The sequence below is a fragment of the Deltaproteobacteria bacterium genome (assembly GCA_019310525.1).
Lineage (GTDB): Bacteria > Desulfobacterota > DSM-4660 > Desulfatiglandales > HGW-15 > JAFDEE01.
In genome coordinates, this window is the sequence record JAFDEE010000019.1 from 72,732 (window position 1) to 88,647 (window position 15,916).

Sequence of the window (15,916 nt, forward strand, 5' to 3'; positions counted from 1 at the left end):
AGAGGTGTCCCATGACGCAATATGATCTCATCGTCAAAGGCGGGACCATCATCACCCTGGATAATGATCTCTCGATCCTTGAAAACGGCATCGTTGCCGTTAACGGAGACAGGATCGAAGCTCTCCTGCCCCACCCTGAGGAGGGGCGCATACAGGCAAAAGAAGTAATCGACGCAAGAGGAGGACTGGTACTTCCCGGGTTGATCAATGCCCATACCCATGCCGCCATGTCCCTTTTTCGAGGACTCGCCGACGATCTTCCCTTAATGGATTGGTTGAATTATTACATCTTTCCCGCTGAAAAAAATATGGATTCGGATTTTGTATACATCGGGAGCCTTCTCGCCTGTGCCGAGATGATCCTTTCCGGTACCACGACATTTTGCGATATGTACCTCTTTGAAAACTCCGTTGCTCAAGCGGCAGGCCGGGCGGGCATGCGAGCACTCGTTGGGGAGGTCCTTTACGATTTCGATTCTCCGAACTATGGTTCGATCGAGAATGGATTCTCATACACCGAAGGGTTGATTTTAAAATGGGCCGATGATCCCCTGGTCTCTGTAGCTGTAATGCCCCATTCCACTTTCACTTGCAGCCCCGACCTCCTTGTCAAAGCCAATGAACTGGCATTGAAGCATCATGTCCCCTTGGTCATTCACCTGGCAGAAACGCAGGCTGAAGTTCGGGAAGTGGTTGAACGTTATGGGAAAAGACCGGCCGAACATTTAAAGGACCTGGGAATCCTTGGTCCCCATTGTCTTGCGGCTCACTGCATTCACCTGAATGAAAATGAAATCGATCTCCTGGCTGACAAAGATGTGAAAATCGCCCACAATCCCGAGAGCAACATGAAGCTCGCTTCCGGCGTAGCGCCCATCCCGGAAATGATCGACCGCAACTTGGCAGTGGGACTGGGGACTGATGGATGTGCATCCAACAATAACCTGGACATGTTCGGGGAAATGGATACGGCCGCCAAACTTCACAAGATCGTTATGATGGACACCACCGCGGCGGATGCCATCACTGTCTTGAAAATGGCTACCATTAATGGGGCGAGGGCCCTGGGGATGGAACATCTCATCGGCACTCTGGAACCCGGCAAAAAGGCAGATATTATCGTGGTGGATACCCGAAGCCCCCACCTGACTCCGCTTTACAATCCTTACTCTCAACTTGTTTACGCGGCGATGGGAAGCGACGTTACAACCAGCATCATTGACGGCAAGGTGGTGATGAAGGATAAGAAACTCCGTACCCTGGATCCGGAAGAGATCATGGAAAAGGCCAGGGAAAAGTCCTTTCAGGTGAAAAAGTGGATTTCCATGGGCGGGAAACAACAGGATTAAACGAATAAGGGCCTAGATCTCTATCTCCATCCCCTCCCTTGCGAAGAAGACATTCACCTCCCCTGCATAATCGGGGTTGCAGTATTTCCTGGCAAGCTCATCGATCTGCCTGTCCGTACGAAGGGGTTCATGGTGAAACAGGGCCAGCCTCTTGACCTTTGCCCGTTTGGCCGCTGCTATGGCGTGCTCAAAAGAGGTATGCCCCCAACCCACCTTCGAGGCCCTATATTCTTCCTCCGTGTATTGGGTATCGTGAATGAGCAAATCGGCGCCGGCAAAGAATCTCTCGATCCTGCGGTTCTCCTCAGCGGCCACTTCCTCACCTTCCATCGCCATGGTTTCGTCATAGGATGGATCATCGGGATCAGTACAAAAGACATTTCGAAAGGGTTCAGTATCGCATGCTGTGCACACAATTTTGCCATTAAATTCAAAACGATAACCCAAACATAAAATGGGATGGTTTAAATATTTTGTTGTTACCTTGATCCCGTCTCCCAGGTCGATGGTTTCTTCTTTCAGGTCGATATAAGAGATCTCGGCGGCGAGTTCGGCTTGCCGGACGGGAAAATATCGGTAGGATAACTGCCCGCCGACCACCTCCTCAAGGGTTTCATCCTCATAGGTTACAGGTCCGTAAATTTTGAGCCTTGTGTCCGGAATGTAAATCGGGGTAAAAAAGGGGAAACCCATGATGTGATCCCAGTGGGTATGGGTGAGGAAGATTTCGGTTTGGATGGATCCTTTGCTTGAAAGATCGTGGCTGAGGAGTTGATTCCCCAATTCCCTGATACCCGAGCCCGCATCGATAATGAGAAGCCGGTCCGTATCCTTGATTCTGATTTCAATACAGGGCGTATTCCCCCCGTACTTTACGGTTTGAGGCCCCGGGCATGGAATGGATCCCCTGACTCCCCAGAATTTGATCTTCATCTTTTCAACCCTTCCCTGACACTTGGAGGAATATCTTTGCCTTATCCACCTCCTCTGAAACCGTTTCCTTGAGTTCCAGGAGGAGATCCAATGACAAGTTCACCTTGTCAAGAAGGTCCAATATTGTTTGATTTTCGGAAACAAAACGGTCATCATCACCTTTCTGGATTGCATGGGAATAGGTATTTGAAAGGGCGATGGTGGAAAGCAACCTGAAGGTCTCCTCCCCTGCCTGGTGGGGATGGTGATGGAGTGATAAGGAGTCGGTTACCATGGGACTCAGTTTCCATTTTTCTGCGATCAATCTCCCGACGATACAATGGTTGATACCAAACACACTGCTCTCAAATCGATAGAGGGAGCCTTGATCTTCTTCAGCCATTTTCATCGCCTGCAGGTATTCATCCGGAAACCGATTATTCAATGGAATTTTTCCTAAATCATGGAGCAATCCGGCCACAAAATACTCTTCACGTTCGGAAACAGGAACCCTTTGAGCTGCGGCCAAACGTTTCGCTGTAACGCCTACGGTCAGGCAGTGGGTCCAAAATTGTTCCATCGAGAGGGCCTGAAATGAATTCTTTTTCCCGATGCTTTGAAGCACCGCTGTACTCAAGGCTAGATTTTTTACGGTATTCAGGCCCAGCATGATGATGGCCCGCGTAAGAGAACTGACTTGGTTGGGAAGGGAATAATAGGCCGAATTGACGAGTTTGAGAACCTGACCTGTCAGTACCGGATCAAGGGAAATCACCCTGTTCAAATCGTTGGGAGAGGTATCAGGCCTGTTGCAAATTTCCAAGACCTTGGTTACGGTCGTAGAAAGGCTCGGCATCTTGGCGATATCGTTCTGGATGGTCCTCAAGCGCCCTTCGGGCGTTTTCAGTGTATCTGTCATCATGTCGAGCATCATGATCCCACCCCGGTGGAGGGATATTCATCGGAAATCTGCAGGTATAATGGAAGAACACCGAGAAATTACATGCAAAGATCATACCTTAAGAGGTTTCGAGGGTCAAGAGCAGTTCGAATTTCCCTCCCCTAGTCCCTGAGGAAACACCAACCGCTCTCTCCGATTATGCGGGCATTTTCAATCCACAAATTCTTATGAGGGGCCAGGAAACTGCTGAGATATATCTTACTAGTGGGGATGAATTCGAGAAATGAATGAAATCAACCCTTCCTTTGTGGCCCTTGGAAACAGGCTGAAGGGGGTTCCGGAGGTCATAACCCTGGGGCTCAAACCGAACTTTCACGATTATTCATCCCGGGAAAGGAGCCTGATCTTCCGATCTCCACTTATACTCTATCCAACGTTAAATTATGCCCAGTTTTTCAGCACGATTGGTAAAAGAATCTTCCCGAGCCTCGAGAACCACCTTTACGCGGACGAAAAGATCAAACAGACGACGCTGTTTTACATGTTGGGACTCCCCCACCCACGAACCCGCATATATTACGGGAGTCAATGCCGGGAGATCTTGAAGGATTTTTCCCCACCCTTTATTGCAAAACTTCCCAGAGCCTCTTCGCGGGGAATGGGCGTATTTTTCATTGAAGGGATAAAAGACCTGGAGGCCTATTTGGATCGTACAAGGGTCGCCTACATCCAGGAATATATCCCCCATGAGCGGGATCTCAGGGTGATTCTGATCAACGGCGACCCGGTTCTGGCTTACTGGCGATACAGCCCGTCCGGGGGGTTCAAGACCAACGTGAGCCAAGGGGGGAGGATCAGTTTTGAGAGCGTGCCGGATCAGGCCTTGGAACTGGCCCGCAAGGCCGCTCAATTGTGTAACTTCGATGACGTGGGTCTGGACTTGATCCTACATGAGAATAGGTGGTATCTCATTGAGGCCAACATGAAGTACGGGCTTAAAGGGGCGGAAAAAAAAGGCATGAAGATTCGTGACATCATAAGGAAGAAACTTCTTTCAGGGGAGATCGGGGGATCGGTTTCCCATAATCGGTAGAATGAACGTGTTGTCCAAACGCCGGCATCAAAGTTCAATGAAGAAAGGCATCTTTCGGGTTATTCTCGTAATCGTATTATTTGGATTTCTCGGCGGTGCTCTTTTCCTGGGTCTCCTCTATCACACGGTTTCCAGGGAGGCGACCCAGCGGATTCAAAGAGGACTAATCGACAAGATAATCTTTTCCGAAAGCCCGGTCTATTATGATGACGAAAAAAGCATAATTGGCGTATTTTTCGAGAAAACCCATAGAAAATATATTCATTACAAGGATATTCCCCCCTATTTCATCAAGGCCTTGGTGGCTGCTGAGGACAAGAATTTTTTTCATCATCCCGGATTTGATATCAAGGCCATCGCCCGGGCGATGATCGCTAATATTCGTGCCGGAAGAGTGGTTCAGGGCGGAAGCACCCTTACCCAGCAGACGGCGAAAAACGTCTTCAGAAGAGAACGCAGATCCTTCAAGGCTAAATTGAAGGAACTCATGCAGGCCCTTCTCCTTGAAAGAAAATACACCAAGGAAGAAATCCTTGAAATGTACATAAATCAATTCTTCGTAACCGGGTACGGTTGTGGGCTGGAAATCGCTGCGCAATACTTTTTCAACAAGGAGGCCAAGGACCTTGATCTAGTGGAATGTGCTTTCATTGCAGGTTCCGTGAAAAGTCCCAATGCTTACAATCCCTTTACCAAAAAGACAGAGGCCCAAAAAAGCGAGGCCATGGAACGGGCCAAGAGGCGGAAGGATTACGTGCTCGGCCAAATGCTTGCCCTGAATTTCATTACCAAAGAACAGTACAGGGAGGCCGTGAGAAAAGAAGTACCCTTCCGGGAGGGGAAAGTGACTTATCGCTTGAACGTCATTCTCGACTATGTGCGGGAACAGCTTGAGTCCGATTATTTCCGGTCGATACTGGAAGAACAGGGGATTGAAAATATTGCCACATCAGGAATCAAGATCTACACTTCCATAAACAAGGAGATCCAGGAAGGCGCTTTAAAAAGCCTGAGATACCATCTCCCCCTGATGGAAACCCGTATTTCGGGATATCCGAGAGCCGAACTGCAACGAAGGTACGAAGAAAAATACATGGGGATTTCCCTTAGAAGACGGAAAGCGGGGATTCCTTTTCTGTGCCGAATTTCCCATGTCCAAAGGGAGGAGAAAAATCCATATCTTCTGGTAGCGTGGGACAAGGGTGGAGGAATCATAGATTTTGAAGGGTTCAGGGATATAGCAACGGCATGGATCAAAAGTGTGCGTGGCAACTGGGCGAGGCTGAAGGGGCGTGATATTAAATTGTTTCTGAGGAATTTCAAGGTCGGGGATCTCGTCGCGGTGAAGCTTATCGAAGATCCGGAGAACAATGGAGCAAGGTCTTTGAGGTTAACGACGATCCCTGAACTGGAAGGCGGTGTTATCGTCATCAGGAACGGGATGGTAAAGGCCATGGTCGGCGGATACTTTGATCGCTTCTTCAATCGCGCTGTAGATGCCAAGAGACAACTGGGTTCGATTTTCAAGCCGATCGTGTATGCGGCCGCCTTGCAGCTCAAATGGAATACCCTGGATCCCCTCAGCAATGGGCGGGAGCTTTACAAGTACCAGACCACCTACTATGTCCCAAAACCCGATCACCCACCGGAGTCTGACCAAGTCTCCCTGGCCTGGGCTGGAGTGAAGTCGGAAAACCTCGCTACCGTCTGGCTTCTTTATCACCTGACAGATCGCTTGACGATGGAGGAATTTTCAAAAGTGGTCGATTCCCTTGGTCTTTCCAGGGGAAAGCGGGAATCCTACGACGCCTATGTGAGAAGAATCAGAGACATTTACGGCGTCCTGGTCGATAATAACAGCCTCATGGAGGCCGCTTTCGAAGAGGCCAAGAGGGAAATCGTTTCCGATCTCATTTTCGAGGGTCAGGAGGCCGTCCTGCCTCATCTCGCCAAGATGCATTTCGACATCAATCCGGTGAAGCTGGATATCCGGGATCCTGTCGAATTTGGTATTTATCGTCACAGCTTCAAACGGCTGCGACGCTTGAATTCTGAAATGCGAAAGGATTATACGGAGTTAAAGATTCTGCTGGAGGCCCGTGGACCGGGTCAACCGGGAAATCTCTCGGAAATCATGAGACATTTTTTTCTTTCCGAAAAAGGGGGCCGAATCGTATATGTTGAGAATCCGGAATCGGCTTCAAACCTTCATCTTCAACCGATGGAACTCGCACAGCTTCAGGAAAAAATCAGCGATTCCTCGGAAGGCTCCATATGGTTGGACGATGTGATCACGGTCCGGGCCCTCCAACTGATCGTGTCCCGAATGAGGGAAAACTACAAGAACTTCCTGTCCTACAAGCGTTATGACAAGGAAGTGTTATACAAGGTGAGGGATTTCAGGACCCTGGTGAATCTTACCTATGTATCCAGGATGGGGAGGGAACTGGGGATCTGCACACGTTTGGATCCGGTCCTTTCCTTTCCCTTGGGAGCGAATGCCATCAGTATTGCGGATGCCGCCCTGGCCTATTCGACCTTGATGACGGGACAAGTCTTCTCCTTACCGGGTGAGACGAAGCAGTGCAGCATGATTCCCATCATCACCAGGATTGAAGACAGGCGGGGAGTGGTCATCTGGGAATACCATCCCAGAGTAAGGAAGATCCTGTCAGAGCGCGTGTCCAAATCCATATCCGAAATCCTTCGGTTGGTTGTCGACCGGGGAACCGGAAAAGGCGCCAGGGATGTCGTTCGCGTGAATGTCGATATAGGGGATGAGAAGGTGAGTGTCCCCCTGCCCCTTTTTGGAAAAACCGGAACCGCCAACAGGTTCACCAATTCCAGCTTTGTGGGGTTCGTTCCGGGTCCGGACATCCGCACCGGCCTGCTCAACATCAAAGAGGGTTATGTGGTTGCAAGTTATGTCGGATTCGATGACAACCGACCCATGAAAGGAAAGAGAATATCGATATACGGATCTTCAGGCGCTCTTCCCATTTGGACGGATACTGTCGATACCATCGTAAACAGCATCCCTTACAAGGCAAAACTCAAGGTGGCCGATCTTGTTTTCAGCGACAGCCGGATCCCTCCAGGCTGGCACGAATTCCTAGAAAAGGTTCCAGTATCCCCCCGGACCGGTTTACCCCTCCCGTCCGGCAGGACGGAAGAGCAGGAGTCCCCCGCTTTCATATTCGCAGATGTCGACCCTGGAAAAGATACTTGGAATTACCACAGGGATTTTGAGCCCCTCATAGGAGTCAATAGTGATGAACTGGATGAAGAGTAAATGGATCCTATTCCTGCTCGTGGCCGTTCCTGTTTTTTATGGATGCGCTCAGGAAACCGGAAGGGTGCCCCTGATCAAGAAAGAACCCGCTGGGATGTTCAGACCCTTGATTAAGCGGGAAGTCATTGAACGGCAGATCAAAACGCTTACCCAAATCCTTGAAAAATATCCGGTCTCCGAGCGCAGCAGGAAGATCTGTTCCGAGCTACTAGTGGCTTACCAATCCATGCTTGCCGATTCCTCGGGGGAATCAGGCAGGCAGTCCTATGAGGATGCCGCACGAAAGGCCTTTGTTCTATTGAATGATCTGACAGAGACCCTGCTTGAAGAATCTTGCAGAAAGGTCCGGAGTATGCCCGAGCTTATCAGGCGATATTCCCAAAGAAAAAAGGAGATTTTCGACGCCTTTATGGATGGAGACTATCAGGCCGTTATAGACCGATCCATTGAAATGCAAGTGGAGTTCGGAGATGATGCCTTGACTCCAGAGACCGGGCTTGCCCTTGCGGCCTCGCTTGCTAAAAAAGGAATGCTGGAGGAGGCCGTTCGGGTGGGGAAAAGGGTCCTAAGCGAGCTGAGAGAGAAACCGGATCGAGTCGAACTGGGGGCTTGGCTGGTTGAATGGCAGTTGGGGATGGGAAACCGAAGCTCAGCTATGGCTGCCTATGAAAGACTCCTTGACGACATGGAAGGGAGGAGGATGGTATTCAAAAAGGCCCAGCAGGCCCTTCTCAATGTCGCGAGGGAGGAAGAAAAGAGTCGGATAAAAGAGACATCAAACAATATAACTGATAAGCAGAGCCCTGATGCAGGTGCCCTGAAACAACTGCTCCGGGATGTGGACACCCTTATCGCCAGGCAGGAGTTTCAAAGGGCCAAAATTCTCCTGATCAGGGAAAAACTCAGGATCGAAGAAGGAGACCCCCAAAGGCATATTATTGACGAGGTATTCAAGCGGGTGGAGGCCGCGGAAAAGGACCTTTCCGGCCGTACTTCTTCCCCGGGCCGGGATAAGGAGGGTGAGGGGAACGGTCTCAAAATGGCAAGGACCCTGATCGGGGAAGAAAAATATAAGGAGGCCCTTGAGTGGCTCAAGACCCTGGACCCTTCAGAACAGCAAGACAATCCGGAATATTCAAGGCTGAAGGAACAGGCATGGGAGGGAATCATTCTACGTGAAAGGGAGAATGCCGCGAGGCTTTTTTTGCTGGCTCGAAATACGTCAGAACCCTCAAAGAAGAGGGAGTTGCTCTTAAAGTCCCGAAAGATCCTGAATGATTTGGTGGAAAGGTACCCATTGAGCCCCTCGATCAAGAAAATCAGAATGAATATTCAAACCGTCGATGGGGAACTGGAAAAGCTCGGCGTAAAACCGGAGTAAGCCGTCTTGAAACATGCCCCACAAATCCGGGTTGTAGGCCTGGGTCAAGCCTGCGTAGATTATCTGGGAAGGGTCAATAAGTTTCCGGCCGAGGACGAGAAGGTCGAACTGGAAGAACTCGTCATGCAGTGTGGAGGCCCGGCCTCCACGGCATTGGTTGTATTGGCCCGGCTAGGCGTCAAGGTCGCCTTCATCGGGGTTGTTTCCGACGATCCCTTTGGCGTGAAAATACAAAAAGAACTGGAACTTGAGGGAATCGATTCCACTTACCTCAAGACCGTTCCTGGTTTCTCCTCCCAGTTCGCCTTCATAGCCGTGACCAGGGATAACGGGCACAGGACCATCTTCTGGCATCGTGGAACGGTGCCATCCCTTAATGCGGATGACGTCAATCTTTCTCCCTTTTCCGCTGCAGAGATCCTTCATCTCGATGGCTTAATGATCGAAGCATCCATAGAGGCGGCCCGACAGGCCCGAAGGATGGGAATGCGGATCGTCCTGGATGCGGGAACGATGAGGGAAGGTTCTCTTGAACTTGTATCCATGGTCGATGTCCTGATCGCTTCGGAAAGGTTCGCAGAACCCATTGTGGGAAAACAAAGCCCCCCGGAGCAAACCCTAGCCGCCCTCCGTCGGCTGGGCCCGAGGCAGGTCGTCCTTACCCTGGGAGAAAAGGGAAGCATGGCGCTTGACCATGGTATGATCTTGTTCCAGAGAGCGTTTCCCGTGGAGGCCGTGGACACTACCGGCGCCGGGGATGTCTATCATGGAGGATATATCTACGGTCTTCTCAAGGGCTGGCACATGGCCGATTGTATGCGCTTCGCATCGGCGGCATCCGCCCTCAAATGCAGGATGATCGGTGCTCGAAAAGGGATTCCAGGATATGCCCAGCTACAGGAATTTCTAGAAATACACAAGGATATCAAAACGTTGCGTTTGTCTTTCTCCCCTCCTGACCCATGTAGTGATTGTGGCTGATCAAAACATTCGACTCCCCTTTACTTTTGAATCAAAGGAATTATTTTATGAATAAAGAAAAAACCTTTAAAGTTTTGGAGGGGACCGACCGATAAGATAGTCGAAGAGAGTGGAAAGAGGTCGTAAGAACTTTGAGATATGAGTGACATCCCGAGACTTCAACACTATAGATAAAACCATGTGACGGCATTAAGCCTCCGAAGGTTATGCTAGAAAAAAGGGAGTGGCGGATGTTACTCAAATAAGGCTTCTCGGGTGTGCGTGCATCTTTTCCACGGGCATCTTCAATAAAAAAACGTTTATGCAAAAGATGGCCACCGAGGAAAACAACGGCACTTAGGGAAGCCGATAAAAGTGATAAAGGCCCTGTTGATAAGGTAACTTTCAACGTCACTGGATAATTGTAAGCTTCTTGTTAACCAGGTCATTTATCCAATAAAGCGAACTTTTCAAATTAAGACCCGCGGATCCGCTAAGGACCGCGGGTCTTTTCGAATTGTGTATCCTATCCAAGCAGGAGATGATATGTCCCCTCCTCCGCTTACGTTCGCTCCGTTGTCCATGGCTTGGCGCACAGTCCCTGTCGGGAATCCCCGGGTTCAAATTCCCAACTGAAACATCCCGTTCTCATAGATGACGACTTGCTCGCCATCGGCAAGATATGCAGTGACCCTTTTTTTCTCCGTGTTTACAAGATCCCAGTGGAGGGCCGAATCATTAAAACCTAGGGCTTCTTTTTTTTCTTTTGTCAGGGCGTCGGGATTTCCACTGAACGTATCAGAATAGGAGGCTCCAAGGGCAAGGTGGCAATTGCCTTGGCGACCGCCGAAGTTTTCATCAAAGAGTGTATTGGCCATGAAACGGTTGATTCTCGAAAAACGCCTGTCCGTCAATGAAAATTCCCCAACCCGCCTGGCTCCTTTGTCGATTGCGAGTTGGGCGAGGATGAAATTTCGGCCCTTCCGTGCTTCCACCTTTACCACCTCACCCTTTTTAAATGTCAACCTGACTCCTTCCACATAGTTGCCGCTTCGGAAAGAAGGCTGATCTGCGTAATAGATCCCTTCAGTTCCCCTCCAATCCGGAGAAAGGAAAATTTCAAAGCTTGGAATATTATGCCCGGAAATTCCCACCCACTTTCGATCCTTACCGGGGGCGATTTTCAGATCCATGCTTTCGGACTCGACATGGAGATAATCGATATTCATCTTGGATAATTTTTGTTTGATTTTATTAGCTTTTTTGAATATTTCTCTCCACTCCGCAACAGGGTCTGATCGGTCCAGATAACATGCGCGTATCACCTGTTGGTCGTACTGTTTCAAGGAGAGCCCCGATTGTTTGGCAAGCTCCTCCGTGGGGACGATACAAAGGGTCCAACCGAAATGCCCTTCCTCCTCCCGTTTGTCCAGAATATCCCTTAAAGGTTTCCTGGCTATGGTCGCCCTCCCGATCTTCTTGGGATCGATATCACGAAGATGGGTCAAAGATTCGGGTGCGTAGAGATATATGCTCCCGTGAAGATTTGAATACAGTTCCTTTTCTCCCGGTGTCTGGAATACCAGTTGACTTGTGTTGGCGATCTGGAAAAAAGAGTGCTCCATGGTCGGAGTAAGTCCTGCTCTCAGGACCGGATGCATCCCTCTTTGCATGATCTTTTCAAGAAGGATTTCTGCAAGCCTGGTAGCCGGACGATCATACCGGATCAGCACAATGTCTCCCTTTTTGTACCTCCCCTTCCTGGCGGATGTCAGACCCCACATGAGGACCTCCGAGTATTTCTCCAATCGGTAATCGGTAAGCATAGTGATCTCTCCTTTCTATCTTTCCTCTCCCCTTTCCTTGACTATCCACAGAGCCTCGTCGAATCGGTGATAGAATCTTCGCAAACAATACAGAGGCCTATCCCCGGTGCAAGAAATGATCGCAACATGCCCGGCGATTCTATTTCAATTCAATGAGCATTTCAAATTATTCTGCAAGAAGGGAGAAAAGGGTGCACCATTTCGGGTTATTCTCAAGGTCACTCGGCCTGGATACAGGGACCAACCGCACTTCCCCCTTCCCGGGCTTGACAAGGCTTCGTTCCCCCTTAAGTTTGCCTAAAGTACGGAATGATAAAAGAGGAGAAGGAAAAAATATGCTGAGGAAACTGGTTGTGGGGCCTTATCAAACCAATTGTTATATACTTGGATGCGAAAAGACAAAACAAGGTGCCGTCATTGATCCTGGCGACGAGGTCTACCGCATTGTAAGAGAGATCACCAGAAATGCATTGCGGATCTCTTTCATCCTTTTCACCCATGGACATCCCGATCACACGGGAGGAGCGGCCGACTTGAAGAGAATCACCAAGGCCCCCCTCCTTATTCATCGCCTCGATGCACCGGGATTGGGGGTGCCCCCTGACGGATACCTCCAGGAAGGACAGCAGATTCAGGTGGGTCATTACAAACTACGTGTAATCCATACCCCTGGACACTCCCCCGGGGGAGTGTGCTTTCATGCGCCGGGAGCGGTTTTTACCGGGGATGCCCTTTTTGCGGGTTCGGTGGGAAGGACGGATTTCCCCGGCGGTAACCATACACTCCTGATTCAGGGAATCAGGAAAAAGATCTTTCCCCTCGGCGATTCATTGAGGGTATATCCCGGCCATGGACCAGCCAGTACTATCGGAACAGAACGCCGACGCAATCCTTTCTTTGCTGCTTCCATCTGAACCACCCCCACTCCCTGTTTTAATTTTTCTTGAAAGATCCGGCTCCTTATGCTTTCTTACTGGTCTATCATCACAGTTTGACCCCGCGCGTGCACGGGTGGGGAGCCGTCAGACCAGCCGCTGAAGAAGGTTACATCAGCGGTATCGAAAGGAGGATTCGGAAAAAATGCTCAAAATCGGGTTTGTTGGTTGGAGAGGTATGGTGGGGTCCGTTCTCATGGCAAGAATGAGAGAAGAGCAGGACTTCAAGGGCTTCGAACCCGTATTTTTCAGCACCTCAAACGTTGGGGGCCAAGGCCCTGACGTAGGCATGGAAATTCCACCCTTAAAAGACGCCTATGATATCGAACTATTGACTCAGTTGGATATTGTGGTCTCATGTCAGGGGGGAGATTATACCCAAAGGATCCATCCGGAACTGCGAAAAAACGGCTGGAAAGGTTATTGGATCGATTCGGCTTCAACGCTCCGGATGGTTGATGAAAGCATCATTGTGCTGGACCCGGTCAACAGGGCCGTGATTGATGCCGGACTCTCTTCCGGCGTTAAGATCTATGTGGGAGGGAATTGCACGGTCAGCCTCATGCTCATGGCCCTTTCAGGCCTTTTCTCCGAAAAAGTTGTGGAATGGATATCTTCCATGACCTACCAGGCGGCCTCGGGTGCAGGGGCCAAGCATATGAAGGAACTCGTCTCTCAGATGGCCTTTCTCGGTGATGCTGCAAAGGATCTTCTTGAAGACCCCGCCTCCACTGCCGTGGAAATAGATGCCTTGCTCACCCGTGAACTTAGAAGTTCCGCTTTTCCGGCGGAACACTTCGGGGTACCATTGGCCGCCAGTCTCATACCATGGATTGACCGGCCCATGGAAACGGGGCAAACCAGGGAAGAATGGAAAGGCTTTGCTGAAACAAATAAGATCTTGGGTACTGCATCCGATCCCATTCCGGTCGACGGGATATGCGTCAGGGTCGGGGCCATGCGCTGCCACAGCCAGGGATTCACGATCAAGCTCAAAAGAGATATTCCGCTTGCTGAACTGTCCGATATGGTTGAATCGGCCAATGAGTGGGTCCGCCTGGTACCCAACGATAAGGAATCTACAATCAGGGACCTGACGCCTGCCGCTGTCAGCGGAACCTTGAATATCGCGGTGGGAAGACTCCGGAAAATGAATATCGGGCCCGATTTTATCACGGCATTCACCTGTGGAGATCAGCTCTTGTGGGGGGCGGCGGAACCTATTCGCAGGATTCTCAACATTGTGATCGAACATCTTTCATCGTGAACATAATTCGTATCCCATCGCCGGAGAGGAAAATCGGTGGAGGAGTCATTGCCTGAAAGTCCACATAAAGGCCTTCTCACTTTCTTTCACCTCACGGCATTGACAGGATTTCGGAGGCAAATTAAAATTATCCTTGCGGAAGTGGAAAGCTCACTGGTGGGGCTCCCGGACTTCAAATCCGGTGTACCGGGCTAAAACCCCGGTAGGTGGGTTCGATTCCCATGCACTTCCGCCACAGCCAACTTGAATGACGACAGGAATGGGAGCGAGACCATTGAAAAACGTTCGATTTTGTCCAAACTCAAGGAAGACGAAAATTTTAACCGCCCCGCTTGGGATGCCAAGCGGGACAGGCATCCATACATTGAAGTATTTTGAGGACTAAAATTTGTCCGCGCGAAGCGACGACTCCCCACCCAACGGGTGGGTCCCCGGTTTGAGTCTGACGCAGTTTGTCACGCCGTAGCCATAGCGAAGGTGGAAGATTGGGCAAAAGGGGGCGTTTTTCAAAGGTTTCGGATCAGGGACCATTCACTGAGGAATAAAAAGGGCTTGGGCACTATTCCAGGCCCTTTTTTGAGATCGGGTTTCCCGGGTAACGGACCCCCTGAAAAGTGAGTGAAGAAAAATGGAAAAAGGCTTTATCTCCAAATTGTTTTTCATTGTCCTGATCGGCATGCTCATTCTGCTGTTTCGTCTATTCTGGACCTATCTCTCCGCAATCGTCCTGGCCTTACTCATCGCAAGCGCTTTTTATCCGATTTATTGGCGACTGCGCCGTTTGCTGAAATACAGGGAACAGACAGCCTCCCTTTTGATGACCCTGTTTATTCTCATCATCTTGGTAGTCCCTGTCGGGGGATTCGTGGGGACTCTGTCCAATGAGGCATTCGATTTTTATGTGCGAACGAGGAATTCTGTTTCATTAAAAAAAATCCAGGATGGTCTACTGGGGGATTCGCAGTGGGCCAGGAGGATCCGCAAAGTCGGCGAACTTTCCGGGATCCAATTTACACCGGAAACCATCCAGGGATTCGCCGCATCCCTTGGAAAAAATGTGGGCCTGTTCCTCTCCAGGCAGTTGAGTTATATCGCCTCAAATCTCATGAGCTTTCTCATTCATTTCTTTCTCATGATCCTTGTCATCTATTACATCTTCAAGGACGGCAATCGACTTAAGACCTATATCTCTGAACTCGTCCCCTTCCCTGCTGAACAACAGGAACTGGTGGTTAAAAAATTCCGCGAGATGGGCAGGGCGATAATCTTTGGAAACGGATTGTCCGGAATCATCCAGGGGGTTCTTGGGGGTTTCGGTTTTTTCCTGTTCTCCCTTGGATCCCCTTTCCTCTGGGGCACCCTGATCGGTATCATGGCCTTCCTGCCGGTCATCGGCGCCTCCATTATTTTTATCCCGGCCGCACTCATCCTGCTGGCCCAGGGAAAGGCGGGTACAGCCCTCGCCTACCTTATCTACAATGTGTTTTACAGTTCCATCATGGAATACCTCATTAAACCCAGGTTGATCGGAAAAGGAATGCAGATGAACCCCCTTCTGGTCTTCATCGGGATCCTGGGAGGACTGAAACTCTTCGGTATTCTTGGTATCATTTACGGCCCCTTGATCATGACGATTTTTCTTACACTGGCTGAGATCTACAAGCTCGAATACAAAAAGGACCTTTGCTGACCGAAACCGCCGGCCCGTCTTCTTCCTTGACTATTCCCTCAGCTTGCTTATAGTTTAGCTGGTTTCCATCCATAAATGGCCTTTTTGTGCAATCTTCCGCCTTCGGCACGGCTATGGCGTGACAAGCGTGTCAACCCGCCAGAGGCGGGTAAATCTGTGGGATTTCTTCTGACGGCATACCAAGTGTACGTCTCCACGCAAACCCTTGACTTTCTTGAAGTTGCACAAAAATTCTCATTTCTGGATTGGAAACCCGGGCCCGGTGATCCTAAAACGTATTTGTGATCAGGGACGAGCCAAATATAACATT

At 50.0% G+C, this 15,916-nt stretch carries 11 protein-coding genes and 1 tRNA gene; 9 read left to right on the forward strand and 3 right to left on the reverse strand.

The genetic code is table 11. The features are described from left to right. Nucleotides 1-11 precede the first annotated feature (11 nt). Nucleotides 12-1,349 carry an amidohydrolase gene (locus JRF57_05180; protein MBW2303088.1) on the forward strand — a complete coding sequence of 446 codons (1,338 nt, stop codon included), beginning with the start codon at nt 12-14 and terminating at the stop codon, nt 1,347-1,349. A 12-nt stretch (nt 1,350-1,361) separates the two neighbouring features. Here the strand turns inward: JRF57_05180 and JRF57_05185 are convergent, their stop codons facing one another. Together JRF57_05185 and JRF57_05190 are read right to left on the reverse strand one after the other, a co-directional pair. Continuing rightward, nucleotides 1,362-2,282 (reverse strand): MBL fold metallo-hydrolase, encoded by a 921-nt coding sequence (locus JRF57_05185; protein MBW2303089.1) that lies wholly within the window; start codon nt 2,280-2,282, stop codon nt 1,362-1,364. 4 nt (nt 2,283-2,286) lie between these two features. Continuing rightward, a complete protein-coding gene (locus JRF57_05190; protein ID MBW2303090.1) occupies nt 2,287-3,180 on the reverse strand; it encodes an HDOD domain-containing protein in 894 nt (297 codons plus the stop codon). Nucleotides 3,181-3,445: 265 nt separating this feature from the next. Here JRF57_05190 and JRF57_05195 point away from each other — a divergent pair, with 265 nt between their 5' ends. From JRF57_05195 to JRF57_05210, 4 genes are read left to right on the forward strand one after another with little or no spacing between them, the layout of a single operon-like run. Continuing rightward, complete coding sequence (locus JRF57_05195; GenBank protein MBW2303091.1) at nt 3,446-4,255, forward strand: RimK family alpha-L-glutamate ligase; 810 nt, start codon at nt 3,446-3,448, stop codon at nt 4,253-4,255. Between the two features lie 37 nt (nt 4,256-4,292). Continuing rightward, entirely contained in the window at nt 4,293-7,547 is a 3,255-nt protein-coding gene (locus tag JRF57_05200; protein MBW2303092.1) for a transglycosylase domain-containing protein, read from the forward strand. Continuing rightward, complete coding sequence (locus JRF57_05205; protein MBW2303093.1) at nt 7,528-8,928, forward strand: hypothetical protein; 1,401 nt, start codon at nt 7,528-7,530, stop codon at nt 8,926-8,928. The genes JRF57_05200 and JRF57_05205 overlap by 20 nt, the downstream gene beginning before the upstream one ends. 6 nt (nt 8,929-8,934) lie before the next feature. Then, complete coding sequence (locus JRF57_05210) at nt 8,935-9,909, forward strand: sugar kinase (protein MBW2303094.1); 975 nt, start codon at nt 8,935-8,937, stop codon at nt 9,907-9,909. A gap of 599 nt (nt 9,910-10,508) precedes the next feature. Here the strand turns inward: JRF57_05210 and JRF57_05215 are convergent. Then, the gene (locus JRF57_05215) at nt 10,509-11,714 is read right to left on the reverse strand and encodes an aminopeptidase (GenBank protein MBW2303095.1); all 1,206 of its coding nucleotides are present in this window, start codon (nt 11,712-11,714) and stop codon (nt 10,509-10,511) included. Nucleotides 11,715-12,049: 335 nt separating this feature from the next. Between JRF57_05215 and JRF57_05220 the strand changes: the two genes are divergently transcribed. The 4 genes from JRF57_05220 to JRF57_05235 all read left to right on the forward strand — a co-directional run bounded on the left by JRF57_05220 (nt 12,050) and on the right by JRF57_05235 (nt 15,606). Further along, nucleotides 12,050-12,628, forward strand: coding sequence for an MBL fold metallo-hydrolase (locus JRF57_05220; GenBank protein MBW2303096.1), 579 nt, complete (start codon nt 12,050-12,052; stop codon nt 12,626-12,628). Nucleotides 12,629-12,794: 166 nt separating this feature from the next. Then, nucleotides 12,795-13,916: an aspartate-semialdehyde dehydrogenase gene (gene asd, locus JRF57_05225; protein MBW2303097.1), complete on the forward strand. Its 1,122-nt coding sequence runs from the start codon at nt 12,795-12,797 to the stop codon at nt 13,914-13,916. 137 nt (nt 13,917-14,053) lie between these two features. After that, nucleotides 14,054-14,151: transfer RNA gene (locus JRF57_05230), tRNA-Sec, on the forward strand. A gap of 393 nt (nt 14,152-14,544) precedes the next feature. Then, nucleotides 14,545-15,606: an AI-2E family transporter gene (locus JRF57_05235; protein ID MBW2303098.1), complete on the forward strand. Its 1,062-nt coding sequence runs from the start codon at nt 14,545-14,547 to the stop codon at nt 15,604-15,606. Nucleotides 15,607-15,916 lie beyond the last annotated feature (310 nt).